Source organism: Leptolyngbya sp. AN10 (assembly GCF_050565645.1).
Lineage (GTDB): Bacteria > Cyanobacteriota > Cyanobacteriia > Leptolyngbyales > Leptolyngbyaceae > Leptolyngbya.
In genome coordinates this window covers 17,053-42,826 of sequence record NZ_JBNXVP010000018.1, presented here as the reverse complement: position 1 = coordinate 42,826, position 25,774 = coordinate 17,053, and the positions used below count along the sequence as shown (strand labels likewise).

The following is a 25,774-nucleotide window of genomic DNA, read 5'->3' as shown; positions in this document are numbered from 1 at the left end:
CTTAATGTCCTGCCGAGGTTTGATTTTTCAAGACACATTCATTGTGTTTTAAAGAAATCATGCGAACTCGGCTCCTAACAAAGTCGAGTTTTTTGTTTTTGGATATTCTCATACATCCCAAATCAGGAGGTGAGAAAGAGTGGGAAGAACGTTAGCAAGCAAGAAAGAGATTGTTGCTGATCTGAAAGAAACGTTGAGCGAAACACAGTTGATGTTCATCATCAATTACAGTGGTTTGTCTGTTGCGGAGATCTCAGATTTGAGAAATCGCTTGCGTCCGAAAGGTGCCGTTTGCCAAGTGGCGAAAAACACCTTTATGGCAAAAGCAACCGAAGGCGACGATCGTTGGGAAGCTGTGAGCGAATTGCTGAAAGGTGATTCCGCGTTTGTCATGGTCAAAGACGATCTCGGTGGTGCAATCAAGGCTTATCAAGAGTTCCAAAAGGCATCGAAAAAGACCGAGATGCGTGGCGGCGTGATGGATGGGCGAGTTCTTAAAGAAGCGGATCTAAAAGCAATTGCTGATCTGCCGTCGAAAGAGCAACTCATTGCACAAATCGCTGGAGCCATCAACGGTGTTGCGACTCAACTGGCAGTCGGTATCAACGAAGTACCGTCTGGTTTGGCAAGAGCGCTCCAACAACTGTCCGAAAAAGAAGCAGCGTAAGTTGCTACACACTATTCAATTTAGGGAGTTAGTTTCATGTCTGCTGTAACCGATGACATTATTGAGAAGTTGAAAGGCTTGACCCTGCTCGAAGCGTCTGAACTCGTCAAGCAAATCGAAGAAGCGTTTGGTGTCAGTGCTGCGGCTCCGGCTGGTGGCATGATGATGATGGCTCCGGGTGCTGGCGGCGGTGCTGCGGCTGAGGAAGTCGAAGAGAAGACCGAATTTGATGCAGTCTTGGAAGAAGTTCCGGCTGATAAGAAGATCGCGGTTCTGAAAGTGGTTCGGGGTATCACAGGTTTGGGTCTGAAAGAAGCGAAAGACCTCGTGGAAGCTGCACCGAAAGCAATCAAAGAAGGTGTTGCGAAGGCTGAAGCTGAAGATATCAAGAAACAGATCGAAGAAGCTGGCGGTAAGGTCTCGGTTAAATAGTTCTTGCTTGATTCTGATGATGATGGGAGCCTCGATCGAGGCTCCTTTTTTGATCGAAGTTGGGTAATCTGAGCGCGAAGATCAAACATAGATTTCTTTATGGATTTGCCACTCGAAGTCGCAGCCAATCCCAACACGCCACCGGATCAACTTCAAAAGATGGCGAAAACCGCGATCGCTTTGCTTCAGAATCGGTTTCAGGGTTACTGGCTATCAAATCAAATTAGTGAGAACTTGCTAGAAAGTCGAATCTGTATCGCGATCGCACAAAATCCTAATACTCCCCCAGAAACACTGCTGAAGTTAGCTCAGATATTTCCGCTACAAGTTCTGAACAGCCCTGTGATGCCCTTATTGCTATTAGGAGAGGAAGATTTTTTATATCAGCTATACCAGCACTATCCTGATGTTCTTCGGCTAGAACAACTTCCTGATTTTTTCCTCAACTGGGCTGCGAATCATCACGACACAGCACTTCGAGTCAGTCTTGCGAATAGTCTGTATACTTCTCGATCGCTGCTTGAACGTCTGAGTCAAGATCGTTCTGTCCTCGTGCGTTGTGCGATCGCAGCAAATTCAAATACACCCGTTCATTGTCGAGAAACCCTTTCTCAAGATCAAGCAGTCCAAGTTCGTCGAGCTATTTTTCGACAAAAGCTTTCACCTGATATTCTTGTCGGATTCGCAAAGGATAAAAGCTACCAAGTCCGCCAGGATGTAGCAAGACATTTCGACGCACCAATTCACTGTTTAGAACAGCTTGCGGAAGATGCAAATTCGAGCGTTCGTGCAACTGTAGTCAGCAATCCACGGACTCCGATTCTGTGTGTCAGAAAACTTGCTGATGATGTTGCAACAAGAGTACGCATTCAAGTACTGCGGAGAGCAGATTTGCCAAGGGATATCTTAGAACAGCTTGCTCAGGATCATCATGAAGATGTTCGTGTAGTTGCAGCAAGTCATCCATCCCTTTCAGTTGAGCTTTTAGAGAAGCTATCGTGCGATCGCTATCCTCATGTCTGTGCTGCCGTTGCTAAAAATCCGAATACTCCAATATCAATCCTGAATGTTCTTGCTCAAAGAAAGCATCGCCGCATTTGTGCCGCCTTAGCCAGCAATCCAAACATATCGGCTGAACGATTGAGGCAACTCTCTCAGCATGAATCGAGTTGGGTACGAATGGAAGTTGCAAAGAATTCAAAGACTCCTGCTGATGTTCTTCAAACCCTTATTTGTGATCCAGAGCGGTCTGTTTTCTATTATGCTGACGAAAATTTGAGTAGAAATCGCAATTAAAGCCCTCCGATTGCTAGAATCAGCGCTGACTCTCTCAAAGTGACACCTGTGGCAAAACGAGTTCTCATCGGCATCAGTGGCGGGATTGCAGCTTATAAGGTGTGCAATGTGGTCTCAGCATTGGCAAAAGCAGGAGTTGAGGTAAAAGTCATTCTCACGGATTCTGCTCAGGAATTTGTTTCGCCGTTGACGTTTGCTACTTTGAGTCGAAATCCAGCTTATGTCGATCGACAATTCTGGGATGCTTCTAATCCGCGTCCTTTACACATCGAACTGGGCGAATGGGCTGATTTATTCGTGATTGCTCCTTTAACTGCAAACACTTTGGCAAAGCTCGCTTACGGACTTGCAGATAATTTACTCACAAATACCGTTCTGGCTTCAACTTGCCCTGTATTATTAGCGCCTGCGATGAATACGGATATGTGGGAACAGCGATCGACACAACGAAACTGGAAAGAATTGCTTTCTGATTCTCGATATCATTCTGCTGATCCGGGTTCTGGAATTCTTGCTTGCGATCGCGTTGGAACCGGGCGGATGGCAGAACCAGAAGAATTGTTAGTCCAGATTCGATCGCTGTTACATACGAATGGAAAGCGAGATTTAGCAGGAAAAAACATCTTAATCAGTGCAGGAGGAACACGCGAACACTTTGATCCGGTGCGGTTTATTGGCAATCCTTCAACTGGGAAAATGGGCGTGGCGATCGCTCAAGCTGCTTTACATCGAGGCGCACAAGTGACAGTCGTTCATGCTCCAATTGATGCTCATCTTCTTGCTCCAATTCAAAATATTCGTCTCGTTCCTGTGACTAGCTCCGCAGAAATGCAGCAAGCGATGAAAGAGAATTTTAGTATTGCAGATTATATTGTGATGTCTGCTGCTGTCGGTGATGTTCGATCTGATCTCTATAGCGATTCTAAACTTCCGAAAAATCAGTTACCTAAATCATTAGAATTAGTGTCGATTCCTGATATCGTGGCTGAATTATCTACGTTGAAGAAACCGCATCAGACTTTGATTGGATTTGCGGCGCAGACAGGCGACTATGTGACACCTGCGATCGACAAATTGAAGCGAAAAAACTTAGATGCGATCGTGGCAAATCCCGTCGATCAACCGAATAGCGGATTTGGCAGCAATACGAATCAGGCGGTGTTTATTGATCGATCGGGTCATCAACTCACGATTCCGTCTTGCAGTAAATTAGAACTTGCTCATCAACTGTTTGATTTTATGAATCGCTAATCGCTTCCCAATCGGGACAGTCAGAACCTTCCCAACCGAATGGATGAAAGCCACAGATTAATGGAGTGCGTCGATCGCGACTGTAGCCATACGAAACTCCGTGATAGTTTATACAGCCACGACAGGCTTTAGGGCGGGATGACTCGACCTCGCTGAATCCTTGTTGCGATCGTAAGATTTGCCGATTACTTTGCTGGCGATGCCAGTTCACATAATCCGCCTTACGCAATAAATAATCGATTCGTCGCGGGGATCTAGCTGCATCCATTGATTTAGGGTTCCGGAGTAAGGACAACGTAGCGAAGCCGAAACTCAGACGCACTCACGGTCTGAATGCTATTAGATTACCCGCATTCGATCGGGTTGCTCATCTTCCCTGCGTCTAATTTTTTGCAACAAATCACACAGACATTTGCCACACTTTGATCGTGTTATCGGAACTGCCACTTGCAAACATTTTTCCATCTGCACTAATCGCGATCGCATTCACAGCATGAGTATGTTCGTTTAGGGTGCAAATCAATTCGCCTGTATGTAAGTTCCAAAGCTTGATTGTTTTATCGTTGCTCCCGCTAATCAAGGTTTTGCTGTCAGGACTAATCGCGATCGCATTCACAATATCGGAATGTCCGGTCAATGTCTGGAGCAATTCGCCTGTGTTGGGTTGCCAAATTCGGATTGTTTTATCTTTGCTTGCGCTGACTAATCGATCGCCTCGTAGATTAATTGCGATCGACAAAATCGAATTCTGATGTCCGCTTAATGTGCGAATCTGCTGACTTGTAATCAGATTCCAAAGTGTAATTTGATGATCCAGTCCGCCGCTGGCAACAATCTGACCGTTTGGACTGATGGCAATCGATCGCACCATTCCAGGCGTGACGAATTTCTGTAAAAGCTCTCCGGTGTTCGATCGCCAAACACAAATCGTTCGATCTTCGCTGCCACTGACTAAGAACTGTCCATCCGGGCTAAATGCAACTGAGTTCACGTCGCGCAAATGACCAGAGAGAGATCGCATTAAATCCCCGTTTGGTAATCGCCAAATCTTGATCGAATCATCATCGCTGCAACTCGCTAATCTTGATCCTTCTGGGCTGAAGGCTAGATCATTAATCGATTTTGTATGTCCGGTTAATGTGCCTAAACGATCGCCTGTGTTTAAATCCCAGATGAGAATGCGATCGTCTAAACTACCGCTGGCTAAAGTTTTGCGATCGGGACTCATCGCGATCGAGATCACCCAAGCGGTATGACCGTGTAATGTGTAGAGGCATTTTCGCGGTTGAGGACTCTTTTGCTGCGATCTAGATGCACTGACCGGAACTGAAGGAGGTGGCGGTGGCGCAGACACTTTAGGTGCAGAGAGGTTGGGCGCAGAAGGTCGCGCTTCTAAGGGAGGCTCGGTCATCGGAAATGGCATTGAAAAAGTCGCGCCTTTCCCGTTCGTTGAATGCTTTGCAGAAGTCGCGATCGCAGGAGTCGAAAGTGCCATTCTCAAATCGTGCATCACTTCATCAGCAGTTTGATAGCGTTCGCTGACGAGATCTTTTAGCATTCGATCGAGAATTTCCCCAATCCGATCGCTAATTCCGCCGCCTCGAAGCTCTAAATGTTCGCGCCAGAGCCAGCGACCGGAGAGCGGATCATGCAATTCTTCCGGTCGAACTTGCGTCATTAAATACAAACAAGTCGCACCTAAACTATACAAATCACTTGCAGGATACGCTTTTCCGTTTCGCAATTGTTCGATCGGTGCATATCCTTCTGTTCCAATTCTCGTTCCAGGTTGTACTGAATTCGTCTCGGTGAGTACCTTTGCAATTCCAAAATCAATTAAAACCAAACGCCCGTCGAGCTTGCGACGAATGATATTTGCAGGCGTGATGTCGCGGTGAATCACATGTCGATCGTGTACAAATTTCAGAATCGGCAACAGTCGCACCAAGACTTCTCGAATCTTTTGCTCGTTGAACGCTCCCATCTGCGCTAATTCTTGCGCCAGCGTTGAACCTTCTATAAATTGCTGCACTAAATAGAGTCGCTGATCCTGCTCAAAATAAGCGAGAAGTGCGGGAATATGCGGATGTTCACCCAGTTCATGCAGTCGAACTGCCTCTTGTTCAAACAGTTGAATCGCTTTATCGAGTGCCTTTGTTCCTTTTAGCTGCGGTGAAAATTGCTTGATCACGCATCGAGTTCCCAAGCGATCCTCATCCACAGCGAGAAAAGTTTTACCAAAGCCGCCTTGTCCCAACGGTTGCAGAATTCGATATCGTCCTCTGAGTTTTTCAATTAGCTTTGTGCCGCAGGTCTGACAGAGTTCGAGACCATCAGGATTATTCGGGTGAGAGCAATCAGGGTTAATACAGTACGTCATACTCAGAGGAGTGCGGGGATCGTCTTTACTTAGATTGATCTTTTTCGCCAAATTTTGAACATTCACACTCCTCAAAAATGTCTGACTCGATTTCTGTGACCGTAAAGCTGTTTGCGGCGTATCAAGATGCGTATGGATTGCCCGAATTAAAGCTAGAACTGCCCGAAGGCGCGACTGTGATGGATGTCTGCGATCGCATTTTGCTCGATCGTCCTCAACTCGCCCCGCTCAAAGAAATTACTCAATTCGGCGTAAATTTGGAATTTGTTTCGCCAGATACGATCGTCCAAAACGGGGATGAAATCGTGCTAATCCCACCTGTAAGCGGCGGTTGAGCAATCCCGACTCTTTTTATCGGGATTATTTGACTCCGTATTTTCTGCGTGATACGATTTCAAACAAATCACAGTCAAACGATAGAAAGCTTGCAGTTAGGGAGTTTCGAGACATGACCGCCACCTACACGAGAACCAGTCAATCTGCCTTTGAAGCACTCAAATGTAAAGAGTGCGGCGCAGAATACGAACCAAAAGCGACTCACGTTTGTGAGCTTTGCTTTGGTCCGTTGGAAGTGAAATATGACTATGACTGGCTCCGCAAAACGGTCACACGCGAAACGATTCAAGCAGGTCCGAACTCGATCTGGCGGTATCGTCCGTTTCTGCCTGTTGCAACCGACAACGTAATCGATGTTGGAACTGGAATGACTCCTCTGTTGCAAGCAAATCGTTTGGCGCGTCGCCTCGGTTTGAAGAAGCTCTACATCAAAAACGATGCAGTGAATATGCCGACTCTGAGCTTCAAAGATCGCGTCGTTTCAGTTGCGCTCAGTCGCGCTCGTGAATTGGGCTTTACGACCGTTTCTTGTGCGAGTACCGGAAACTTGGCGAATTCGACGGCAGCGATCGCGGCTCACGCAGGCTTAGATTGTTGTGTGTTCATTCCTTCCGACCTCGAAGCTGGAAAAGTACTCGGAACTTTGATTTACGGTCCCACAGTCATGGCTGTTCACGGCAACTATGACCAAGTGAATCGCCTCTGTTCTGAAGTGGCAAACACTCACGGTTGGGGCTTCGTCAATATCAATCTGCGTCCTTACTACTCTGAAGGCTCGAAAACGCTTGGCTACGAGGTGATCGAACAACTCGGATGGCAACTTCCAGATCACATTGTTGCTCCGTTGGCATCAGGTTCACTCTTCACCAAAATCTACAAAGGATTCAAGGAATTCGTTGAAGTTGGATTAGTTGACGAAAAAGCAGTTCGATTCAGTGGCGCACAAGCGGAAGGATGTTCTCCGATCGCGAAAGCATTCCAAGAAGGACGCGACTTTATCTCACCTGAGAAGCCGAACACGATCGCGAAATCGATCGCAATCGGAAATCCTGCTGATGGGGTGTACGCAGTCGATATCGCTCGTAAGACCAACGGCAACATCGAATCTGTGAATGATGCTGAGATTATCGATGGCATCAAACTGCTGGCTGAAACCGAAGGGATCTTCACCGAAACCGCAGGCGGAACCACGATTGCAGTTCTGAAGAAATTAGTTGAAGCAGGCAAGATTGATCCAGAAGAAACCACAGTTGTTTACATCACTGGAAACGGTCTGAAGACCCAAGAAGCGGTTCAAGGTTACATTAGCGAACCGTTCACGATCGAGCCAAAACTCGACAGCTTTGAGCGAGCATTGGAAAGATCCAGAACGCTCGATCGCTTAGAGTGGCAACAAGTTTTGGTTTAATGTTCTAGTTAACTCCACATCAAGGTTATGGCTGTCAAAGTTCTAATTCCAACCCCGTTGCAAAAGCTCACCAATGATCAAGCCACCGTCGAATGCAGCGGTGAAACAATCAGTGCATTGTTAGAGTCGCTTGAAGCAAGCTGTCCAGGTATCAAAGCACGTTTGTGTGATGAGCAGGGCAAGCTTCGCCGCTTCGTCAATTTCTATGTCAACAGCGAAGATATTCGATTTCTCGATAATGAGAATACTGCGCTAAAAGATGGCGATGAAGTGAGCATTATTCCAGCGATCGCGGGCGGTTGATTCCTCAAAATCTTCACTCAAAACTCTAGGCTTCCCAGGAGGCTTAGAGTTTTTTATGTTCAAATCAACAAACAGTAAAAATCGCACCTGTGAGAGTTTCAGACGATCGAAGAGTGACAGAATCACGGATTAAATTCAGAAGCGAATCAGTAGATTGGGGTAGCAATTCTCGATCGAGCTATGAATCTCCGTTTTGTTCTCCGAATTCTTCCTTTGTTCCTGAGTCTGAGTCTCCATTCTGTCAGTCACGCTGAAACGCGACCCGCAGAAGAGCTAAATCCAGCCTTTGATCAAGTTACTTCTGTTTCTCAGCTTACGGATATACAGCCAACCGACTGGGCATTTCAAGCACTCCAGTCCCTAGTCGAACGATATGGCTGCATTGCAGGCTACCCAGACCAAACATTTCGGGGAAATCGCGCTCTAACTCGTTATGAATTTGCCGCTGGGTTGAATGCTTGTCTCGCAAGCTTCGCTCCACGTAGTGTTCGAGTGAACGAACTGATCGCTGCCAGCACCGCAGATTTAGTCAAGCGAGAAGACTTAGAAAAGTTACAAACGCTGCAAACTCAATTTTCGTCTGAACTCGCAACATTGAAAGGGCGAGTGGATGCTTTAGAAGCTCGAACTGCAACACTAGAATCACAGCAGTTCTCCACCACGACAAAGATGAATGGATTTGTCGTCGTCGGAGTTCAGGGACGAACCGAAAATCGGGGCGATCGTAATCCCAGAGATGGACAACGCGACACGGACGATCCTGGAACTAATATTAATGTCATCAATCAAAACTATCTTTACTTCACTACGCAATTTAGTCCGCGTGACTATCTCTATTTTGCCTTCTGGAATCAGACGGGCAGTGGTAGTCCTCGTCTGACCAATGATGGAAGAGTTGGATATGACGGAGAAGCTTTTGATCTGTATTTGAGTGATTTGAAGTATCACTTTTTGATTACGGACAAGCTTGCTGCAATGATCGGAACCGAAGGTGTGTACACGAGCTTGGCGTTTCGAGGACCCAATCGGGTCGAAAGTTCATTTACTGGACCCCTCTCTTTCTTTGCTCAACGCAATCCGATTTTGAACATTGGATTTGGACGCGGTGGAGCAGCACTCGATTGGCAATTCGCGAAACGTGCGAGTTTGCAAGCCTTTTACAGCACAAACATTGTAGGATTCTTTCCAAATTCTGTAGGTGGCAGAGGACACAACACCGCAGGCGTACAGCTTGCCTTAACTCCGATTAACCCGATCGACATTGCTCTGTACTATATCAACGACTATTCACCAGACGGTAATCTCATTAACTTTGTGGGTGATGAACAACTAACCGCAGTCAATCCTGCGACCGGAGCTTCAGCGCCACTGCAAACGAATGCTTTTGGTGCAACTGTCAATTGGCAAATCAATCCCCGTGTGAGTTTGGGAGGATGGTTTGGCTATACAAATTCCTACATTCCGGGTGAATCTGGACGAGTTGAAACGACGAACTATATGGCGTATCTAAATTTTCCCGATCTGTTTGGCAAGGGGAATTTAGGCGGATTGTATATTGGTCAGCCGCCGAAGATTACTCGGAGTACTTTACCGACTGGGAACAATGTTCCAGACTTTCTCAATACTGGACTGGGTCGATCGGGTGGACAACCTGGAACAACGACGCACATTGAAGCGTTCTACCGCTGGCAGGTGAACAATAATCTCAGTATTACTCCTGGCTTGATTTGGATTCTGAAGCCGGGACACACTCCAGATAGTGATTCCTTCGTGACTGGCGTTATTCGATCGACATTTGCTTTCTAAAACTTCATCTTGTCTTGATGCAGATTCCGTAATCGTTCGCATCCGGATCAACCTATCCCTAAAGCTAGAGTGAACTCACCATTTTCTCAGTGTGTTTATGTCTAGATTGTTCCGCTCGATCGTCATTCTCAGTTTGGCTAGTTCGATTTCGTTGCCTGCGATTGCCGAATCTGCTCCTGAAACAGCACCCACTCAATCCGAAATTGCTCAACCAGAAGTAGCATCAGAAAAACCTGTCGTCGTTTCACAAACTGAGATTGCTAAACCGCAAGAAGCTCCAAAACCCGTAGAAGCAACTCGAATTCCGCTCAGTAGCCGAATTTTTGCCGTCCCATCAATGGAACAATAAATCTTTTTGAATATTGCACTTGAGAGACGGATTGAATTGCGTCTCTTTTTTGTTTCTAGCTTAACTTCGCGGTGCATTCAAGGATCAAGCGCTGATTCTCGATCGCATAAGGTTGAATCGTCAGAGCTTGCCGAAAAGCCGCGATCGCATCTCGATACTCTCCGAGTGCGGCATAAGACAATCCCAATCCGTGTAGCGCTCCAAAATGGATGGGATTTAGCTCGATTACTTTTTGACAATCCGCGATCGCTTTTCGGTATTGTTGCTGCACAAAATACAGAACGGCTCGTCGATTCCAAGCTTCTGCAAAATCTGGTAATTGCTCAATGACCTCGGATAAAACGGTTTCTGCCTGACTTGCTTCACCCGACTCTAAAAGTACCTGTGCTCGTTGTAGAGTTTGAAGTCCCGTTACACCTTTTTGATTAAACCAAATCTGCCACAACGCTTGGGTTGCATCGGATCGGACATCTTCATCAGGATCTTTCAGAGCTTCAAGTAGAACGTTGATTTCTTTCATAACAGATGCAACAGGTATCGAACACAGGATAACAACTATTGCGATCGAGGATCAAACCCGTCGCGTAGTCCATCGCCTAATAAGTTAAATGCCAGCACAATCAGCGTGATTGCTAATCCTGGAAAAAGCGTTGTCCAAAGCGAAGTGAGGAAATATCCACCTCGAAATGAATCGGCTAACATTGTGCCTAATTCTGGGGTTGGAGGTTGTGCTCCGAGTCCTAAGAATCCTAGTCCCGCAGCTTCAAGCGTGGCAGTTCCCAAAGATAAAGAGGCTTGAACAATGATTGGCGCTAGACTTCCAGGCAGAATGTGTTTCATCAGAATTTGTGGAGTTGTAGCTCCGATCGCTTTTGCTGCTTGAATGTAATCTTGTTCTCGCAGCGACAAAACAATGCTGCGAGTAAGACGAATAAAAATCGGAATTTGCACAATTCCAACTGCCAGCATGACCGTTTGCAAACTCGTGAGGCGAACTGTAAAGAGTGTGATTCCGGCAAAGCTGACGCTTAGATTCGGATTGTTAGCGATCGTAAGAATGACGATCGCTAATAAAATCGAAGGAAATGCCAGCAAAATGTCGGTATACCAACGAATCAGAGCATCGAGCAATCCTCGAAAATAGCCTCCAATCAAGCCGAGAATCAGACCGAATACGGCTCCAATTCCAACCGATACTAAGCTGATTAACAACGAGGTACGAATTCCGTACCAAATCAGTGTGAGCAAATCGCGTCCCAATCCATCCGTTCCAAGTAAATGAGTCGCGCTTGGAGGCTGTAAGCGGGAGACGACATCAGGAGTAATTCCTAGTTCAGCAGGTTTTAGAATCGGAGCTAAAAATGCGATCGCAAATAGTCCAAGTGTTAACACCAATCCGATTCTGCCTGAAGTCGATCGCCAAAATCGCTTCCATGAACGTGAGCGACTAATATCGAATTCTTGGATCAATGATTGCATACGACAGATCAACTAATAGATTGATTAACACAAATACGATCGCAACAAATACGACACCACCTTGAACCACGGGATAATCTCGTGCCAAAATTCCTTCGTAAATCCAGGAGCCAATTCCAGCCCAAGAAAAGATAGTTTCGGTTAAGACTGCACCACTTAATAAGGTTCCAAACTGAAGCCCGATCGTTGTATTAATTGGCAAGAGTGCATTCTTCAACGCATGACGCAGAACTACTATACGATCGGATAGTCCTTTTGCTTTCGCAGTCCGAATGTAGTCTTGAGAAAGCACCTCTAACATTGCACTCCGAGTAATTCTTGCTACGATCGCGAGTGGAATTGTTCCTAAAGTCAACGCTGGAAGAATCAAATGCGCGATCACATCTATGAACGCGGGAAGATTGAATCTGAACAACGTGTCTAATAAATAAAATCCAGTAATCGGTTGAATATCAAAGCCAAGACTAATTCGACCACTGGGAGGCAGCCATCTTAACGTGACTGAGAATAGATAAATTAACAACAATCCCAACCAGTAAACCGGAAGTGAAACACCCAGTAATGATCCTGCGATCGTCATTTGATCCTGCCAGCGATTCTTCCGCACTGCCGCAATAATGCCTGCTGGAATTCCGAGCACGATCGCTACAAACATTGCTGCGATCGACAATTCAAACGTTGCCGCCCAACGCGATCGGATCTCGTCCAGCACTGGAATTCCGCTCAAAATACTATTGCCTAAGTTCAACTGCAACAGATTACCAACAAAGGCAAAGTATTGAATATACCAAGGTCGATCGAGTCCTAATTGAGTTCGGAGCGCAGCAATTTGATCCGGAGTTGCGCGTTCACCTGCAAGGACGATCGCAGGATCGCCTGGAATAAACCGCAACAACACAAAGACCGCCAGCGTAATACCAAAGAGAACAGGAACTAGCCCCAAAAGCCGTTTGAGAAGGTATTGCGACATAAATCAATCACTTCTGTTCCTCCCAACTGTATCAACAAAACTCAGAGCGAAATCATCCTCTTTTCGTGCAAGCATCTTAAGAACGTTTAGACGTTTGATCAACTATTCTCAAAGCTCCAGACGATCGAAGATGTTGCGATCGCTTAACTCATTAATCGGGCGATCGTCGCTAATAAAATTTCAGAATCATACGGCTTTGGCAAATAGACCTCAAATCCCGCTGACTCTGGATCGTGGCGAATCATCTCGATCGCTTCTCCAGTCAGTGCGATCGCAGGCGTTTGTCGTTTGTGTTCCGCATCTTGTTGCCGAATGGCTTCTAGAACTCGTGCCCCGTTGCCATCTGGTAATCGAATATTACTCACCAACAAATCGGGTTGAAATCCAGACTGGAGTGCCTGAATTCCCTCCTGAATAGAACCAACCGAAATCACGATCGCGCCTTGATGCTCCAGAAGAACAGTTAACGCAGTTCGCGTCACTGCTTCATCTTCTACAATCAAGACCTGTGATGAATTAAGAACAGAAGTTGGGATAACCAAAACAGATTCAGGTGAATGTCACTAAACAACATTAAATTACAATGGTATTAAAATAATACGCCTTAAGATAGACTGGTTTCTCTAACTTCGGGCACGTTTCACAGAAGAATCTACCTTTTTATGGCAACTGTTCGACTCGATCGTATTACTCGACGGTTCAGTAAATCCGCAGCGGTTGAGGATATTACTTTTGAGATTCCTGATGGAGAATTTTGGGTGCTAGTGGGTCCTTCAGGGTGTGGAAAGTCTACAATTTTACGAACGATCGCGGGACTTGAAACGGCAACCTCTGGAAATTTGTATATTGGCGATCGCTTAGTCAATCAAGTTCCAGCGCGTCAACGGGATGTCGCAATGGTATTTCAAAACTATGCGCTTTACCCGCATCTGAGCGTTTCAGAAAATATTGCTTTTGGGCTAAAAATGCGGCAAGCGGAACCAAAAACGATCCAAGATCGCGTCGAATCGGTAGCAAGAATTCTCGAAATTAGTCATTTGCTCGATCGCAAACCAAGACAGCTATCAGGCGGACAGCAGCAACGAGTCGCACTGGGAAGAGCGATCGCACGTCAGCCCCAAGTCTTTCTGTTAGATGAACCGCTGTCGAATCTGGATGCTCAGTTACGAGATGGAACAAGAACCGAGTTGAAACAACTGCATCAACAAGTGGGAATTACCACGATCTATGTAACGCACGATCAAGTTGAGGCGATGACATTAGCCGATCGTATTGTGGTGCTCGATCGCGGAAAGATTCAGCAAATTGGAACACCGCAGCAAATTTACGATCGACCAATCAATCGTATGGTTGCAACTTTTCTCGGTAGTCCTCCAATGAATCTCATTCCAGCACTACTTACTGGCTCAGAGGTTCAGATCGGAGGACAATCGTTCTCGATCGCGCCCAATCTTCCATCAGGACAATCCGATTTAGGAATTCGTCCAGAGCATATTTCAGTCAATGCTCAAGAGCCGCACTGTATTGCAGAAGTGAGCGTGATCGAACCGTTGGGACGAGAAGTATTAGTTCGTGCAATGCTGGAGGGGCGATCAATTAACTTGCAAACCGATCCAGCATTGAATTTGAAACTAGGCGATCGATTACCTCTGCGGTTTGATCTCGATCGACTGTTTGTATTTGATTCGATTTCTGGCGATCGTCTCTACCCCTAAATCACGGCTCAACAAGACTAACAGGTGGACGTTCGATTTCGCCTTCACTGTAGCCGAGGTCATAGAAGCTTGCGGCTTGCGGATCATGTTCTGGAGGTTGCTTCGATCGACCCGCCCAAGCATCTTCTTTTCCGCGATCGAACCATTCTTGGTCAAGCTGCAAAGAATCAGAATCGTTCATAGCAAGTGACTCCAGAAATGCCAATTGCTCCACGCTAAATCCTGCAAATCTGCAATAAATCTGCCAATGGTCTAATCAGGGCGATCAGTCGTCGGTCAAACTCCGAAACTCATCCGTTCTCAGCAACAGTTCGCCGTATTCTGGAACCCAAGCCAGCCATTGATCTTCAGCACATTGGCACAGTAACCAGGCTTGATCAAAACTATATGCGGTTGGAGATTTGATCAATTCCACCCACATAGAGGGCATAAAGCGCGGCGCACAGGGAATCGATCGAAGCGTATCCCATGCTGTGGAGTTCGGGGAGTCAAGAGCCATAACAATACCTTTCTGTAGCGAGGACTGCAAACGCAATCAAGATATTTTGTAGCTTATGATACTTTTGTCAGGTTTTGCGACTTTGTATTAGAACTTTACCAATCCGCCGAAGAGTAACACAACTTTCATCACAATCAAAGCTACGATTGAACTAAACCTGCATTCAAGTTAACGATGAAAACGTTGGCAAAATGGTCGATCGATGAATTTCACCGCATGATTGAAGCGGGAGTGTTACGCGATCGCTCTGTGGAACTGTTGGCAGGCGAGATTGTTGAAATGAGTCCAGAAGCGCCAATTCACTACAGCACCGCAAAACGAGGAGCCAAGTATTTAGAGCAGGTGCTTGAGAGTCGCGCAGAAGTTCGATTCAATGGACCCATTACACTAGCAGATTCAGAACCGGAACCTGATATCGCGATCGTGCATTTGCCAGAAGAACGATACTGCGATCGACATCCGAATGTCCAAGATATTTATCTACTGGTTGAAGTGGCGAAAACCAGTTTGAAGAAAGACACTGAGTTGAAAGCTGAAATTTATGCAACTGCTGGAATTCAAGAGTATTGGGTTCTAACCTTAGCGGCTCGACAAATGATCGTGTTTCGAGATCCGCAGAATGGCGGATATCAAACAGAACAGATTTTAAGGACGAGCACGATCGCACCGTTGGCATTTCCAGACCTTGCAATTTCGGTCGATCGATTATTAAGTTAACCCCTATTAAGGAAATAATCCAAAACGAATCCAGAGTTGTCTTGCTGCGACTTGAGCAGCACTATTCATTTCTAAAGCAACAACCGTCACTCTTCCAGTCGGAGTAATACCGCGAATCTTGCCTGTTTGCAAGTCAGCTTCAAAATGCTCAGTCCATAAATCTTGTCTGGGACGAAAGAAATCAACTTCAGCATTTGACTCAGCTAAAGCAGCAGGAGCCTCACACCTCCCTTCGGGTAGGTGTCGAGAGGAATGCGCGTGAGTTGAGGAGCGCTGGTTGACTGATGCCGAATGCAATGAGGCAAGAGAGAGCAGCGACGACGAAACGAACTATCTCTCAGGCAATGAACGAATGAACTCTCGAATCACATCCGTTTGAGATCTGTCAACCAATTTGCAATATTGGTCTAGCTTTTCTTTCTCCTGTTTGGGGAGTCGAATATTCACAGATTCCTTACTTGTCATCATTCCAACGTGTTGCATGTTGCGATACAATCATAGGATGAAACTCACGCACCAGTACAAAGCACTTCCCACAACTGAACAGAAGCTAGAGTTAAATCTTTGGCTGCGGATTTGCCAGTACTGGTACAACCGACAGCTAGGGGATCGCTTCGATTGGTGGGAAAAGAATCGCTCACCCGTTGACGCTTGCCCGCTAGTTGTTTCTCTGCCCCAGTTGCGAGACAAACCGAACTATTACAGCCAGAAAAAGTATCTGCCAGGACTCAAAAAAGAGCCTGTCACGGTGCAATGGTCGGGTGAGGAGTTGGATTTATCGCGGGTTCCTGCAAACACGCTGCAAGAAGTTTGTAAGCGCGTGGATATTGCGTTTGAGCGGTTCATCGCGGGTGACTCAAATGGCAATCGAAGCGGTAAACCCCGCATCAAATCGCAGTCACGCTATCGCTCATTTGTGATTGAAGGCGCTGGACTTGAATTGCATTCATGCTCGATTGGTGGCAAATATTTGGTTGTCAAAGTGCCAAAAATCGGACTGATTAAGATTCGGTCGCACCGTCATTTACCTGATGGGTCAATCCTTAAACAGCTTCAATTCGTCAAGAAAAATGATGGCTGGTTCGTTAACTTGCGACTCGAAGATCTGACCGTTCCAGTTTGCAAGAGTGATATCATTCCGACTTGGGAGAATACGCTCGGAATGGATGCAGTGCTACACGAGGATGATTACCTTGCAACTTCTGAAGGCGTAAAGCTTCCATCGCTCAAGGTGTTACGGAAAAGCCAGCACAAACTCACTCGCATCTCGCAGAAAAAGAATGCTCGTAAGCGTGGAAGTAAAGCACGTCGCAAGCTGGCAAAACGAGAAGGACGGCAATACCAAAAGATCGCGAGATGCCGCAAAGATTTCCAATACAAAACCGCTCACAAATTAGTGAGAACGGGTAAGAAAGTTTTCTTTCATGAAGACCTCAATCTCAAAGGTCTATCAAAGCGCAACCCACCCAAACAAGACGAAACGGGTGCTTTTATCCCAAACGGTCAATCTGCCAAGTCTGGACTTAATTTGTCTTGGTCGGATGCCGCGTTTGGTCAATTCTTTCAATTGCTTGGTCACATAGCTGGAAAAGCTGGAGCTATTGTAATTGCAAAGAATCCTGCTTATACGTCTCAATTGCTGAGCTATCGCGATGAAGTAATCTTTACCGATTGCAGCATCCGCGAATATTGGGACGCAACTCTAAAGCTTTGGGTTGATCGTGACGTGAACGCCGCAATCAACATCAAACGAGTGGGGCTGGACGTGTTCCCCACGATAAAACGCCGTAAAGGTAAAGTCGTGATAGTTGGTTCTATTACCGATGATACCTCTAAGGAAGTTCTACGCATTCTTCGGAGTGCTTGAGAAGCCTACACCATACCGCTAGGTTGGTGTAGGAGCGTCACTATCAATACCACTAAGAGGGCGTTTTAGAAGCAATCGTTCATCGCATTCACCCGCCCGGAAATAAATCTCCGGGCTAATGGAGGAAACCCCGCTGAAGCGGGCTAAGAGAGTAATACGGGGTTCTTAGCCCAGTTTAGTGGGCTTCCCCTATTAGCCCGGAAATAAATCTCCGGGCGAACTCGCAACGTAGCAAAGCAGCTTTTTATACTTCTCAAACATCCTCTAACACGGCTTCCTTTGCGGAGGTTACACGATCGACAAGACAACGCTAGATTCTCCTATAAGTTCGTTCCCTGTTTGGATAACGGCATGATGTGTTCAACTTCAAACGGAAAATTGAACACTACTTCTGGCGCATGGCAGTATTCACAGCAGTGTCCTGCTTGATCTGCAACCCGTGAATAAAACGGGTTCATTAACTTAATTGTCGAATCATTGCGGCGGAGTGATCGCTAGCAGCCTCTAATTCAACTTCAACCAACTGATCGAGTTCTGCTTGCTGCTCTGGCGAAACTGCTTCACCTCGATCGCGGTTTGTTCGCCACAACTCCATTAGTTCACCTAATCGTTTTTGTTGCGCTTCTCCAAAAAACGCATCCGGTCGAAATCTTTGAACGACAAGCAGTAAGCTCGATTCTGTCTCACCTAATTCCGCGACCAGTGCATCTAACGCTTGTCCTGCGGTTTTTCCTGACGATCGCTTATTGCCAGCAATCGCTTGATAAGAGGTTTCTCCACTTGCGTCAGACACGGGCACGATGGCAACAGTAGTCATATTTTGACCGTTAAATCGGTCATTAAATTATAGATCTCGATTCGCCGCCAAACCGATTCACTCGACCGCTACAATGATGAAATTCTCAATTTTCAAGAGCGATCGCATTATGTCTGAAACGGGTCAGAAACTCTACGAAGGCAAAGCCAAAATTCTCTACAGCACCGATGATCCGAATGTGTTGCTGACCTACTTCAAAGACGATGCAACGGCGTTCAATGCTCAGAAGCGCGGCAGTATTCAGGGCAAAGGTGAGATCAACTGTGCGATCGCATCTCATTTATTCAAGCTGATGGAAAAGAACGGCATCCCGACGCATTTTATGGATCGCACCTCCGGGAACGAAATGCTCGTGAAAGCTGTCACCATTATCCCGTTAGAAGTTGTAGTACGGAATATTGCTGCCGGAAGCCTCTGCCAGCAAACCGGACTCAAGTTAGGGACCATTCTCAATCCGCCGCTAGTCGAGTTCTATCTTAAAGACGATGCGCTGGGAGATCCATTACTAACGGTCGATCGCATTCGGGCACTCAATCCCGCAATGGCAGATCAAGTCGAACCGCTCAAGCGCATGGCATCCCAGATCAATACAGTGCTACAAACCTTCTTTGAACAATGTGGCATTACCCTCGTTGACTTCAAACTAGAGTTTGGCACTGATGCTCAGGGTCAGCTTTTACTCGCAGACGAAATCAGCCCCGATACTTGTCGATTGTGGAATCAGGCAGAAACCGACCCCGATCGACGAGTCATGGATAAAGATCGATTCCGGCGCGATCTGGGCAATGTCGAAGATGCGTATCGGCAAGTCATGGAACGAGTCCTCGGACAAACGGTATGATTCGGACGAACTGCCAGTTGAAAATCAGTCCTACCTAACATGAGTCTCGATACTCAGGGTGCGGTACAATTTTGCCGTTTAATCGGAATCTGTTCGATAGTGTTGTGTCTGCCTTGAGCAGCGAAGTGTGAGGACGTGCGAAAACCTGTGAATATTATGCGCTTATCCCCTGTTGTGATGGCGGCGTTTGCATTAACGGCAACGCTTGGCTTGTCTCGGTCTGCTGTGGCAAAAACCCCCAATCAGCCAACTCAACCGCAGGCAAAATTAACTCCTCGGTCAGGTTCCCCTGTGCCCAAGGCATCGACGACGGCTGCGAAGATTCCTCCAGCCCAAGCAGGAAATGTCGTGGTCGAAACCATTCCAGTGCTGCAAACTCGCACCGCTGCAAAATTGCCTGCTTTGTCTGAAATCAAACAAGTGGCACAAGGCACGATCGAGCAAGAAACGCCAAATCAAATTCAACTCAATCCCTCGGCTCCGGTTCCCACGAGTCCCAATATTCCAACCATTCCAAATCCAGGAACGGCTCCAACGGTTCCGCCAGGAAGTCCACAAGCCCCTACGCCTACTCCAGAAGGACAACAGACTCCACCTGAAACACCTCAAGCTCCGCCTGAAACACCTCAAGCCCCCACGGAGACTCAGCCTCTTCAGCCTGCCCAACCCGCTCAACCGACTCAGCCAACTCCCGCACCCGATGAACCGCGAGTTTTGGTTTCGGAAGTCTTGGTCACGGGGGTCGAAGGAGAATTGCAGAATGAAGTTTACCGTGTGATTCAAACCCAGGCGGGACGAACCACGACGAGAACACAGCTTCAGAATGACATTAATGCGATTTTTGCGACTGGATTCTTCTCGAATGTGAGAGCGACCCCGGAAGATACACCGCTTGGAGTTCGTGTCACGTTTGAAGTAGCAGCGAATCCGGTTTTACGATCGGTACAGATTCCAAATACTAAAGTTCTTCAGCAAGCGGATGTCGATCGTATTTTTGGACCGCAGTACGGCAGAATTACGAACTTCCGAGATTTGCAAACGGGCATTCAAGAACTGACCAAGTTTTATCAAGATCGCGGGTTCGTCTTGGCGCAAGTTGTGAATGCTCAACAGCCGCAAGTTAATGCTGATGGAACGGTCGTTTTGGATGTGACCGAAGGGGAAATCGAACGGATTCAGGTGCGGTTCATCAACAAAGAAGGGCAGCCTCAAGATGCTCAAGGTAGACCGATTCGGGGTCGGACTCGCGACTTCATTGTGACTCGTGAACTTCAATCTCAACCGGGTACGATCGTCAATCGGAATACGATTCAACGCGACTTTGAGCGCTTGTTTGGATTGGGACTATTTGATGAAGGAACTCGTCCGAACTTCGATGTCGGTCAAGATCCGCGTAAAGTGGTTCTTTTCGTGGATGTGGTTGAGCGCAACACTGGAAACATCGGGCTTGCGGGTGGTTTTAGTTCTGCCAGCGGTTTGTTTGGAAGTGTGAGCTACGGACAACAGAACTTTGGTGGCAATAACCAAAGGCTGAATGCGGAAGTGCAAATCGGGCAGCGAGATCAGCAGTTTGAATTGAGCTTTACTGATCCGTGGATTGGCGGCGATCCGTTCCGAACTTCTTACACGTTGAGCGTGTTCCGTCGTAGAACAATTTCGCTGGTTTTTGATGGGGGCGATCCAGAAGTGCGATTGGGGAATGCCGATCGAGATCGACCGAGAATCAACCGGACTGGAGGCGGAATCAGCTTCTCGCGTCCGCTGTCGAGAAATGTGTTTGAACGGGCAGAATGGGTCGCTTCACTGGGCTTGCAATATCAGCGAGTGAACGCAACGGATGGAGATGGAATTCGTCGAAGAGTGGATGAACTTGGCAATCCGCTGACGTTTGATCCGTCTGGTAATGATGATTTGTTCACCGGACAATTGGCGCTGAGACGCGATCGACGCGATGATTTCTTTCGCCCGACTCGTGGATCAGTCCTGCAATTCAGTACTGAGCAATCCGTTCCGATCGGTTCGGGCAGTATTCTTTACAACCGAGTGCGAGGAAGTTATAGCTTCTATATTCCAACTCGATTGACGAGATTTACTCCAGAGTGTCGGGAGCGTGATCCGCGTCGGGTCGATTTACAACAAACGCCACAAGGACGATGCGCTCAGGCTTTTGCGTTCAACGTGCAGGCAGGATCAGTTTTCGGAGACTTGCCGCCGTATGAAGCGTTTCCGTTAGGGGGAACTAACTCAGTCCGGGGCTACGATGAAGGCGAAGTTGGAAGCGGTCGGAGTTTTCTTCAGGCAACGGCGGAATATCGATTCCCGATTTTCTCGATCGTGTCTGGTGCGCTGTTCTTTGATGCGGCGACGGATTTAGGATCGGGCGATCGCGTTCCTGGAAATCCAGCGGGAGTACGGGGTAAGCCTGGTAGTGGATTCGGTTACGGGATTGGAATTCGGGTGCAGGCGGGTCCATTGGGTCCGATTCGGATTGACTACGGTATCAACGATCAAGGCGGTAGTAACATTCGCTTTGGATTTGGAGAACGATTCTAAATGGCGAATTCTCAAGGGTGCATCACTCAAAACGTTCAGCGATCGCTTTCCGCTTCTTTCTCCTGTTACGGTGTTGGACTGCATACAGGAGAAACGACCACGGCGCGAGTTTTGCCCGCAGAACCGGGACGGGGACGGTATTTCGTGCGGACGGATCTACCCGGACAACCGGAGATTCCCGCTCAGATTAAAGCGGTACGAGAAACGATGCTTTCGACGGAACTCGTGAACGGAGACGCGAAAATTCGCACCGTCGAACATTTGTTGGCATCGTTGGCGGGCATGGGAATTGATAATGCCCGAATCGAGGTGGACGGATCAGAAGTGCCCTTGATGGATGGATCAGCGCGATCGTGGACAAGCGCGATCGCACAAGCGGGGATCGTAGAGCAACCCGAATCGAAATCAGCAATTACCATCACTGAACCAATTTTCGTCCGAAAGGGAGATGCGTTTGTTGCCGCATTGCCGTCTGATGAGTTGAGATTTTCGTATGGGATTGACTTTGAATTGAGCGCGATCGGGAATCAGTGGCACAGTTGGCAATTTGATCCAGAAACGTTTGCGGTGGAAATTGCACCCGCCCGAACATTTGGATTCGCACATCAGATCGAACAGCTACGGGCAAATGGTTTAATTAAAGGCGGTTCGCTCGAAAATGCACTCGTTTGCAGCACAGACGGATGGATAAATCCGCCATTGCGCTTTTCAAATGAACCAGCACGCCATAAACTTCTAGACTTAATAGGAGATCTCAGTTTACTGGGGACGTTCCCGACCGCTCACTTTTTGGCATACAAAGCGAGTCATGGGTTACACACTCAACTGGTCCGTCAATTGTTAAATCTCTAACGAAGTCTGTCCTCTAGCCCTTTACTCCAACGCCCATGTCAACCTTGATTGAATCGCATACTGCACCTGCCGAGAATCTCGAAGAGGCTCCCATTAAAACCACCTTCACCGTCGAAGAAATTCACCAGCTTTTACCGCACCGCTATCCGTTTGCATTGGTCGATCGCATTATCGATTATGTGCCTGCAAAGATGGCGATCGGAATCAAGAACGTTTCATTTAATGAGCCACAGTTTCAGGGACATTTTCCCGGTCGTCCGATTATGCCCGGTGTGCTGATTGTCGAAGCGATGGCGCAAGTTGGCGGAGTCGTTCTCACGCAGATGGCAGATGTTCAGGGTGGACTTTTCATGTTTGCTGGAATTGATGGAGTCAGATTCCGTCGTCCGGTTGTGCCAGGTGATCAACTGGTTATGACGGTGGAACTGCTCTCGGTGAAGGCACGTCGTTTTGGTAAGATGCGGGGTCGTGCCGAAGTTAACGGACAACTTGCCTGTGAAGGTGATTTAATGTTTGCGCTGGTCGATTGAGGATAGCGCGACTCGATCCGAATCCGATCCGATCCGATCCGCTTCTCTTTCTTCGTTAGTCCCCCTACCCTCTATCTATGACCACCACCTTGATTCACCCGACTGCTGTGATCCACCCGAACGCTCAACTTCATCCAACCGTCCAAGTTGGAGCTTACGCGGTGATTGGGGAACACGTCAAAATTGGGGCGGGATCAAGTGTGGGGCATCATGCGGTGATCGAGGGTTGGACGGAGATTGGAGAGCGAAATCAGATTTTTCCTGGAGCCGCGATCGGTCTTGAGCCGCAAGATTTGAAATACGACGGATCGCTTGGTTTGGTGCGAATCGGGAACGGCAATCAGATTCGCGAGTTTGTCACGATTCACCGTCCAACGTTTGTCGATCGTATTACGCTGATCGGAAACGGAAATCTACTGATGGCTTATGTTCACGTTGGGCATGAGTGCGTGATCGAGGATCAGGTAATTATCGCGAATTCGGTTCAGATGGCGGGTCACGTTCACATCGAATCGAAAGCGAGATTAAGCGGAGTGTTGGGAATTCACCAATTTGTTTGGATTGGGCGACACGCAATGATCGGGGGCATGAGTCGGATCGATCGAGATGTTCCCCCGTTTACGATCGTAGAAGGGAATCCTTCGCGAATTCGGGCTTTTCATCAGGTAGGACTTCAGCGATCGGGCTTTTCATCAGAAGAAATTGGTTTATTGAAAAAAGCTTATCGAACCGTGTTTCGATCGGGCTTAACGATGAACGAAGCCTTGGAGCGATTGGATCTTTTGCCTGAAAACGAACATATCCAACACTTTCAACAATTCATTCAACTGTCTCTGTCACCGGGACGTAGAGGACTGACACCGAGCGCAACGCTGTAAGAGAGTGTTTGAAACGTATCGTTCATTGCGCTCACTCGCCCCGGAATGAAATTCGGGGCTAATAAAACGAAGTCCACTGAAGGGGACTAACAGCCAATCTAACTTAGGTCTTCAGTCCTTTTCAAAGGACTTCGCACCGATAGCCCCGAATTTCATTCCGGGGCGAACTCGAACGGAGCGAGAAAACTTCTATACTTCTCAAACATTCCCTAAAGCGAATGAAGAAACGAATTTTTATCAGTACAGGCGAAGTCTCCGGCGATTTGCAAGGCGCATTGCTGGTTAAGTCGCTGTACGAACAAGCTGAGAAAGCAGGAGCCGAGATCGAGGTTTTGGCTTTGGGTGGCGATCGAATGGAAGCCGCAGGCGCGAAACTTTTAGGAAAAACAACTGAAATCGGCTCAATCGGCGCTGTCGAAGGATTGCCTTATTTATTTCCGACAATGAACGTTCAGCGACGGGCAAAACAATATCTGAGAGAAAATCCGCCTGATATGGTCGTGATGATCGATTACAGCGATCCAAATATCAGCATCGGTCTGTATGTTCGGAAACATCTGCCGAAGGTTCCAACTGCTTATTTTATTGCGCCACAAGAATGGGTCGTGCGGATTAACGAGAAGAAAACACAATGGCTTGTTCAGATTAGCGATCGCATTTATTCGATCTTTCCAGGCGAGGCAGCGTATTACAAATCTAAGGGCGCAAATGCCGTTTTAGTCGGGCATCCACTGGTCGATCGGATGAAGGATGCACCCGATCGCGAATCGTCTCGCACCAAATTGGGAATTGCTCCGGATCAAACCACGATCGTGCTTCTTCCAGCTTCGCGCCAACAGGAAATTAAATACATGATGCCTGTCATGTTTGAGGCAGCAAAGCGGATTCAATCAAAGATTCCTGACGTAAAATTTCTGATTCCATTGTCGTTGGAGAAATATCGATCGTCGATCGTTCAAGGGATTCAGAACTATCAATTGCAAGCTGAGATTATCGAAGGTTCGCCATTGGATGCGATCGCGGCTTCAGATTTAGCGATTACCAAAAGCGGAACGGTTAATCTTGAAATCGCATTGCTGAATGTGCCTCAAGTGGTGATGTATCGCTTATCGCCTGTAACGTATTGGATTGCAAAGAACATTCTGAAGCTTAAAGTGCAATACGTTTCGCCGCCGAATTTGGTGGAGATGAAACCGATTGTGCCAGAGTTTATTCAAGACGCTGCAACTCCTGAGAATCTAGCAATGTCGGCTTTGGAATTGTTGCAACCTGAGAAGCGTGAAAAAACGATCGCGGATTATGCGGAAATGCGATCGGCTTTAGGGGGAGAAGGCGCTTGCGATCGAGTTGCTCGATCAATTTTGGAACATTTAGGAATTGCGGTTTAAGAGGGTGTTTGAGAAGTAGCCGTTCGGACGCACTCACCGCGCCGGACTAGAAGTCGGCGCTAACGGTGCGAAGTCCAGTAAACGGGACTCAAGACTCTGAAATTAGCTCCCAGTCCCCTTTAGTGGACTTCGTTCTGTTAGCCCCGGAATGAATTCGGGGCGAGTGAGCGCAATGAACGAGACGCTTCAAACATCCTCTAATCCTGCCAAAATCATTCGATAGTACGAGGCAGAACATTTCGGGCTTAAACATATTAGGGATGTGCGTCATTCGTTCATCAAGCTATGAAAGTTCAATCTCACTACCGTTTGGGACTCGTTCTCGCTGTACTCATTGGAATCGGAGCAGCGATCGGCATTTTTCATTATCAACAAGTCGCGAATCGGTATATTTTCCCGATCGACAAAGACACCCTCAGCATTACATAGTGCGATCGTCC

Annotated in this window: 31 protein-coding genes and 1 other annotated feature (1 of these 32 cut by a window edge); of the genes, 19 read left to right on the top strand and 12 right to left on the bottom strand. The window is 47.3% G+C overall.

The genetic code is table 11. The features are described 5' to 3' along the window. Window positions 1-104: a sequence feature (ribosomal protein L10 leader region), on the top strand (it extends 44 nt beyond the left edge of the window). A gap of 35 nt (window positions 105-139) precedes the next feature. From rplJ to coaBC, 4 genes are all read left to right on the top strand, one after another. After that, on the top strand, window positions 140-667 hold the full coding sequence (rplJ, locus tag ACQ4M5_RS23730; RefSeq protein WP_430678159.1) for a 50S ribosomal protein L10: 528 nt from the start codon (window positions 140-142) through the stop codon (window positions 665-667). Window positions 668-703: 36 nt separating this feature from the next. Further along, a complete protein-coding gene (gene rplL / locus ACQ4M5_RS23725; protein ID WP_430678158.1) occupies window positions 704-1,099 on the top strand; it encodes a 50S ribosomal protein L7/L12 in 396 nt (131 codons plus the stop codon). 99 nt (window positions 1,100-1,198) lie between these two features. Next, window positions 1,199-2,395 (top strand): hypothetical protein, encoded by a 1,197-nt coding sequence (locus ACQ4M5_RS23720; RefSeq protein WP_430678157.1) that lies wholly within the window; start codon window positions 1,199-1,201, stop codon window positions 2,393-2,395. Window positions 2,396-2,443: 48 nt separating this feature from the next. Next, window positions 2,444-3,646 carry a bifunctional phosphopantothenoylcysteine decarboxylase/phosphopantothenate--cysteine ligase CoaBC gene (gene coaBC / locus ACQ4M5_RS23715; protein WP_430678156.1) on the top strand — a complete coding sequence of 401 codons (1,203 nt, stop codon included), beginning with the start codon at window positions 2,444-2,446 and terminating at the stop codon, window positions 3,644-3,646. On the opposite strand, the gene ACQ4M5_RS23710 is transcribed toward coaBC, so the two are convergent. Both ACQ4M5_RS23710 and ACQ4M5_RS23705 read right to left on the bottom strand, forming a co-directional pair. Next, window positions 3,633-3,914 carry a hypothetical protein gene (locus ACQ4M5_RS23710; protein ID WP_430678155.1) on the bottom strand — a complete coding sequence of 94 codons (282 nt, stop codon included), beginning with the start codon at window positions 3,912-3,914 and terminating at the stop codon, window positions 3,633-3,635. The genes coaBC and ACQ4M5_RS23710 overlap by 14 nt on opposite strands. Window positions 3,915-4,046: 132 nt before the next feature. Beyond that, a complete protein-coding gene (locus ACQ4M5_RS23705) occupies window positions 4,047-6,092 on the bottom strand; it encodes a protein kinase domain-containing protein (protein ID WP_430678154.1) in 2,046 nt (681 codons plus the stop codon). Between the two features lie 11 nt (window positions 6,093-6,103). Here ACQ4M5_RS23705 and ACQ4M5_RS23700 point away from each other — a divergent pair, with 11 nt between their 5' ends. The 5 genes from ACQ4M5_RS23700 to ACQ4M5_RS23680 all read left to right on the top strand — a co-directional run bounded on the left by ACQ4M5_RS23700 (window position 6,104) and on the right by ACQ4M5_RS23680 (window position 10,228). Further along, window positions 6,104-6,361 (top strand): MoaD/ThiS family protein, encoded by a 258-nt coding sequence (locus tag ACQ4M5_RS23700; RefSeq protein ID WP_430678152.1) that lies wholly within the window; start codon window positions 6,104-6,106, stop codon window positions 6,359-6,361. 113 nt (window positions 6,362-6,474) lie between these two features. After that, a complete protein-coding gene (thrC, locus tag ACQ4M5_RS23695; protein WP_430678151.1) occupies window positions 6,475-7,770 on the top strand; it encodes a threonine synthase in 1,296 nt (431 codons plus the stop codon). A gap of 27 nt (window positions 7,771-7,797) precedes the next feature. After that, on the top strand, window positions 7,798-8,073 hold the full coding sequence (locus ACQ4M5_RS23690; RefSeq protein ID WP_430678150.1) for a MoaD/ThiS family protein: 276 nt from the start codon (window positions 7,798-7,800) through the stop codon (window positions 8,071-8,073). Between the two features lie 180 nt (window positions 8,074-8,253). Beyond that, on the top strand, window positions 8,254-9,879 hold the full coding sequence (locus ACQ4M5_RS23685) for an iron uptake porin (RefSeq protein WP_430678149.1): 1,626 nt from the start codon (window positions 8,254-8,256) through the stop codon (window positions 9,877-9,879). 97 nt (window positions 9,880-9,976) lie between these two features. Next, window positions 9,977-10,228, top strand: coding sequence for a hypothetical protein (locus ACQ4M5_RS23680; protein ID WP_430678148.1), 252 nt, complete (start codon window positions 9,977-9,979; stop codon window positions 10,226-10,228). Window positions 10,229-10,283: 55 nt separating this feature from the next. Here the strand turns inward: ACQ4M5_RS23680 and ACQ4M5_RS23675 are convergent, their stop codons facing one another. The 4 genes from ACQ4M5_RS23675 to ACQ4M5_RS23660 form a co-directional block, all read right to left on the bottom strand. Further along, window positions 10,284-10,748 carry a tetratricopeptide repeat protein gene (locus ACQ4M5_RS23675; protein ID WP_430678147.1) on the bottom strand — a complete coding sequence of 155 codons (465 nt, stop codon included), beginning with the start codon at window positions 10,746-10,748 and terminating at the stop codon, window positions 10,284-10,286. Window positions 10,749-10,783: 35 nt separating this feature from the next. Further along, the gene (locus ACQ4M5_RS23670) at window positions 10,784-11,707 is read right to left on the bottom strand and encodes an ABC transporter permease (RefSeq protein ID WP_430678146.1); all 924 of its coding nucleotides are present in this window, start codon (window positions 11,705-11,707) and stop codon (window positions 10,784-10,786) included. Continuing rightward, window positions 11,676-12,677, bottom strand: a complete 1,002-nt coding sequence (locus ACQ4M5_RS23665; RefSeq protein ID WP_430678145.1) for an ABC transporter permease — start codon at window positions 12,675-12,677, stop codon at window positions 11,676-11,678. Before ACQ4M5_RS23665 ends, ACQ4M5_RS23670 begins: the two co-directional genes overlap by 32 nt. Window positions 12,678-12,820: 143 nt before the next feature. After that, window positions 12,821-13,219 carry a response regulator gene (locus ACQ4M5_RS23660; RefSeq protein ID WP_430678144.1) on the bottom strand — a complete coding sequence of 133 codons (399 nt, stop codon included), beginning with the start codon at window positions 13,217-13,219 and terminating at the stop codon, window positions 12,821-12,823. A 120-nt stretch (window positions 13,220-13,339) separates the two neighbouring features. On the opposite strand from ACQ4M5_RS23660, the gene ACQ4M5_RS23655 reads away from it, so the two are divergent. After that, the gene (locus ACQ4M5_RS23655) at window positions 13,340-14,392 is read left to right on the top strand and encodes an ABC transporter ATP-binding protein (RefSeq protein ID WP_430678143.1); all 1,053 of its coding nucleotides are present in this window, start codon (window positions 13,340-13,342) and stop codon (window positions 14,390-14,392) included. A gap of 1 nt (window position 14,393) precedes the next feature. Here the strand turns inward: ACQ4M5_RS23655 and ACQ4M5_RS23650 are convergent, their stop codons facing one another. Together ACQ4M5_RS23650 and ACQ4M5_RS23645 are read right to left on the bottom strand one after the other, a co-directional pair. After that, window positions 14,394-14,573 (bottom strand): hypothetical protein, encoded by a 180-nt coding sequence (locus ACQ4M5_RS23650; RefSeq protein ID WP_430678142.1) that lies wholly within the window; start codon window positions 14,571-14,573, stop codon window positions 14,394-14,396. Window positions 14,574-14,657: 84 nt separating this feature from the next. After that, entirely contained in the window at window positions 14,658-14,891 is a 234-nt protein-coding gene (locus tag ACQ4M5_RS23645) for a hypothetical protein (RefSeq protein ID WP_430678141.1), read from the bottom strand. 174 nt (window positions 14,892-15,065) lie between these two features. Here ACQ4M5_RS23645 and ACQ4M5_RS23640 point away from each other — a divergent pair, with 174 nt between their 5' ends. Beyond that, window positions 15,066-15,608 carry a Uma2 family endonuclease gene (locus ACQ4M5_RS23640; protein ID WP_430678140.1) on the top strand — a complete coding sequence of 181 codons (543 nt, stop codon included), beginning with the start codon at window positions 15,066-15,068 and terminating at the stop codon, window positions 15,606-15,608. Between the two features lie 6 nt (window positions 15,609-15,614). On the opposite strand, the gene ACQ4M5_RS23635 is transcribed toward ACQ4M5_RS23640, so the two are convergent. Together ACQ4M5_RS23635 and ACQ4M5_RS23630 are read right to left on the bottom strand one after the other, a co-directional pair. After that, window positions 15,615-15,905 (bottom strand): hypothetical protein, encoded by a 291-nt coding sequence (locus ACQ4M5_RS23635; RefSeq protein WP_430678139.1) that lies wholly within the window; start codon window positions 15,903-15,905, stop codon window positions 15,615-15,617. 33 nt (window positions 15,906-15,938) lie between these two features. Continuing rightward, window positions 15,939-16,073, bottom strand: coding sequence for a ribbon-helix-helix protein, CopG family (locus ACQ4M5_RS23630; RefSeq protein WP_430678280.1), 135 nt, complete (start codon window positions 16,071-16,073; stop codon window positions 15,939-15,941). A gap of 37 nt (window positions 16,074-16,110) precedes the next feature. Between ACQ4M5_RS23630 and ACQ4M5_RS23625 the strand changes: the two genes are divergently transcribed. Then, complete coding sequence (locus ACQ4M5_RS23625) at window positions 16,111-17,475, top strand: RNA-guided endonuclease InsQ/TnpB family protein (protein ID WP_430678138.1); 1,365 nt, start codon at window positions 16,111-16,113, stop codon at window positions 17,473-17,475. A gap of 320 nt (window positions 17,476-17,795) precedes the next feature. Here the strand turns inward: ACQ4M5_RS23625 and ACQ4M5_RS23620 are convergent, their stop codons facing one another. Both ACQ4M5_RS23620 and ACQ4M5_RS23615 read right to left on the bottom strand, forming a co-directional pair. Continuing rightward, window positions 17,796-17,933, bottom strand: a complete 138-nt coding sequence (locus ACQ4M5_RS23620) for an HNH endonuclease (protein WP_430678137.1) — start codon at window positions 17,931-17,933, stop codon at window positions 17,796-17,798. Continuing rightward, complete coding sequence (locus tag ACQ4M5_RS23615; RefSeq protein WP_430678136.1) at window positions 17,933-18,292, bottom strand: hypothetical protein; 360 nt, start codon at window positions 18,290-18,292, stop codon at window positions 17,933-17,935. Before ACQ4M5_RS23615 ends, ACQ4M5_RS23620 begins: the two co-directional genes overlap by 1 nt. Before the next feature lie 73 nt (window positions 18,293-18,365). Between ACQ4M5_RS23615 and purC the strand changes: the two genes are divergently transcribed. From purC to ACQ4M5_RS23580, 7 genes are all read left to right on the top strand, one after another. Further along, complete coding sequence (purC, locus tag ACQ4M5_RS23610) at window positions 18,366-19,133, top strand: phosphoribosylaminoimidazolesuccinocarboxamide synthase (RefSeq protein ID WP_430678135.1); 768 nt, start codon at window positions 18,366-18,368, stop codon at window positions 19,131-19,133. Window positions 19,134-19,289: 156 nt separating this feature from the next. Next, complete coding sequence (locus tag ACQ4M5_RS23605; protein WP_430678134.1) at window positions 19,290-21,686, top strand: BamA/TamA family outer membrane protein; 2,397 nt, start codon at window positions 19,290-19,292, stop codon at window positions 21,684-21,686. Next, window positions 21,687-22,538: a UDP-3-O-acyl-N-acetylglucosamine deacetylase gene (gene lpxC, locus ACQ4M5_RS23600; RefSeq protein WP_430678133.1), complete on the top strand. Its 852-nt coding sequence runs from the start codon at window positions 21,687-21,689 to the stop codon at window positions 22,536-22,538. It abuts the gene before it with no gap. Between the two features lie 35 nt (window positions 22,539-22,573). Next, complete coding sequence (gene fabZ, locus ACQ4M5_RS23595) at window positions 22,574-23,068, top strand: 3-hydroxyacyl-ACP dehydratase FabZ (RefSeq protein WP_430678132.1); 495 nt, start codon at window positions 22,574-22,576, stop codon at window positions 23,066-23,068. A gap of 77 nt (window positions 23,069-23,145) precedes the next feature. After that, window positions 23,146-23,946 (top strand): acyl-ACP--UDP-N-acetylglucosamine O-acyltransferase, encoded by an 801-nt coding sequence (gene lpxA / locus ACQ4M5_RS23590; protein ID WP_430678131.1) that lies wholly within the window; start codon window positions 23,146-23,148, stop codon window positions 23,944-23,946. Between the two features lie 218 nt (window positions 23,947-24,164). Then, window positions 24,165-25,334 (top strand): lipid-A-disaccharide synthase, encoded by a 1,170-nt coding sequence (gene lpxB, locus ACQ4M5_RS23585; protein WP_430678130.1) that lies wholly within the window; start codon window positions 24,165-24,167, stop codon window positions 25,332-25,334. 285 nt (window positions 25,335-25,619) lie between these two features. Then, window positions 25,620-25,763, top strand: coding sequence for a hypothetical protein (locus ACQ4M5_RS23580; protein ID WP_430678129.1), 144 nt, complete (start codon window positions 25,620-25,622; stop codon window positions 25,761-25,763). The last annotated feature ends 11 nt before the right edge of the window (window positions 25,764-25,774 follow it).

What these genes read in the sequence shown, in the direction of transcription:
- rplL (WP_430678158.1), top strand. Translation starts at nt 704, where the DNA reads ATGTCTGCTGTAACCGATGACATTATTGAGAAGTTGAAAGGCTTGACC.
- ACQ4M5_RS23690 (WP_430678150.1), top strand. Translation starts at nt 7,798, where the DNA reads ATGGCTGTCAAAGTTCTAATTCCAACCCCGTTGCAAAAGCTCACCAAT.
- ACQ4M5_RS23620 (WP_430678137.1), bottom strand. Translation starts at nt 17,933, where the DNA reads ATGAACCCGTTTTATTCACGGGTTGCAGATCAAGCAGGACACTGCTGT.
- lpxC (WP_430678133.1), top strand. Translation starts at nt 21,687, where the DNA reads ATGGCGAATTCTCAAGGGTGCATCACTCAAAACGTTCAGCGATCGCTT.
- ACQ4M5_RS23605 (WP_430678134.1), top strand. Translation starts at nt 19,290, where the DNA reads ATGCGCTTATCCCCTGTTGTGATGGCGGCGTTTGCATTAACGGCAACG.
- ACQ4M5_RS23640 (WP_430678140.1), top strand. Translation starts at nt 15,066, where the DNA reads ATGAAAACGTTGGCAAAATGGTCGATCGATGAATTTCACCGCATGATT.
- ACQ4M5_RS23710 (WP_430678155.1), bottom strand. Translation starts at nt 3,914, where the DNA reads ATGGATGCAGCTAGATCCCCGCGACGAATCGATTATTTATTGCGTAAG.
- thrC (WP_430678151.1), top strand. Translation starts at nt 6,475, where the DNA reads ATGACCGCCACCTACACGAGAACCAGTCAATCTGCCTTTGAAGCACTC.
- ACQ4M5_RS23685 (WP_430678149.1), top strand. Translation starts at nt 8,254, where the DNA reads ATGAATCTCCGTTTTGTTCTCCGAATTCTTCCTTTGTTCCTGAGTCTG.
- fabZ (WP_430678132.1), top strand. Translation starts at nt 22,574, where the DNA reads ATGTCAACCTTGATTGAATCGCATACTGCACCTGCCGAGAATCTCGAA.
- ACQ4M5_RS23675 (WP_430678147.1), bottom strand. Translation starts at nt 10,748, where the DNA reads ATGAAAGAAATCAACGTTCTACTTGAAGCTCTGAAAGATCCTGATGAA.
- ACQ4M5_RS23680 (WP_430678148.1), top strand. Translation starts at nt 9,977, where the DNA reads ATGTCTAGATTGTTCCGCTCGATCGTCATTCTCAGTTTGGCTAGTTCG.
- ACQ4M5_RS23580 (WP_430678129.1), top strand. Translation starts at nt 25,620, where the DNA reads ATGAAAGTTCAATCTCACTACCGTTTGGGACTCGTTCTCGCTGTACTC.
- lpxB (WP_430678130.1), top strand. Translation starts at nt 24,165, where the DNA reads ATGAAGAAACGAATTTTTATCAGTACAGGCGAAGTCTCCGGCGATTTG.
- lpxA (WP_430678131.1), top strand. Translation starts at nt 23,146, where the DNA reads ATGACCACCACCTTGATTCACCCGACTGCTGTGATCCACCCGAACGCT.
- ACQ4M5_RS23665 (WP_430678145.1), bottom strand. Translation starts at nt 12,677, where the DNA reads ATGTCGCAATACCTTCTCAAACGGCTTTTGGGGCTAGTTCCTGTTCTC.
- ACQ4M5_RS23630 (WP_430678280.1), bottom strand. Translation starts at nt 16,073, where the DNA reads ATGACAAGTAAGGAATCTGTGAATATTCGACTCCCCAAACAGGAGAAA.
- ACQ4M5_RS23670 (WP_430678146.1), bottom strand. Translation starts at nt 11,707, where the DNA reads ATGCAATCATTGATCCAAGAATTCGATATTAGTCGCTCACGTTCATGG.
- ACQ4M5_RS23720 (WP_430678157.1), top strand. Translation starts at nt 1,199, where the DNA reads ATGGATTTGCCACTCGAAGTCGCAGCCAATCCCAACACGCCACCGGAT.
- ACQ4M5_RS23650 (WP_430678142.1), bottom strand. Translation starts at nt 14,573, where the DNA reads ATGAACGATTCTGATTCTTTGCAGCTTGACCAAGAATGGTTCGATCGC.
- ACQ4M5_RS23700 (WP_430678152.1), top strand. Translation starts at nt 6,104, where the DNA reads ATGTCTGACTCGATTTCTGTGACCGTAAAGCTGTTTGCGGCGTATCAA.
- ACQ4M5_RS23615 (WP_430678136.1), bottom strand. Translation starts at nt 18,292, where the DNA reads ATGACTACTGTTGCCATCGTGCCCGTGTCTGACGCAAGTGGAGAAACC.
- ACQ4M5_RS23655 (WP_430678143.1), top strand. Translation starts at nt 13,340, where the DNA reads ATGGCAACTGTTCGACTCGATCGTATTACTCGACGGTTCAGTAAATCC.
- purC (WP_430678135.1), top strand. Translation starts at nt 18,366, where the DNA reads ATGATGAAATTCTCAATTTTCAAGAGCGATCGCATTATGTCTGAAACG.
- ACQ4M5_RS23645 (WP_430678141.1), bottom strand. Translation starts at nt 14,891, where the DNA reads ATGGCTCTTGACTCCCCGAACTCCACAGCATGGGATACGCTTCGATCG.
- ACQ4M5_RS23625 (WP_430678138.1), top strand. Translation starts at nt 16,111, where the DNA reads ATGAAACTCACGCACCAGTACAAAGCACTTCCCACAACTGAACAGAAG.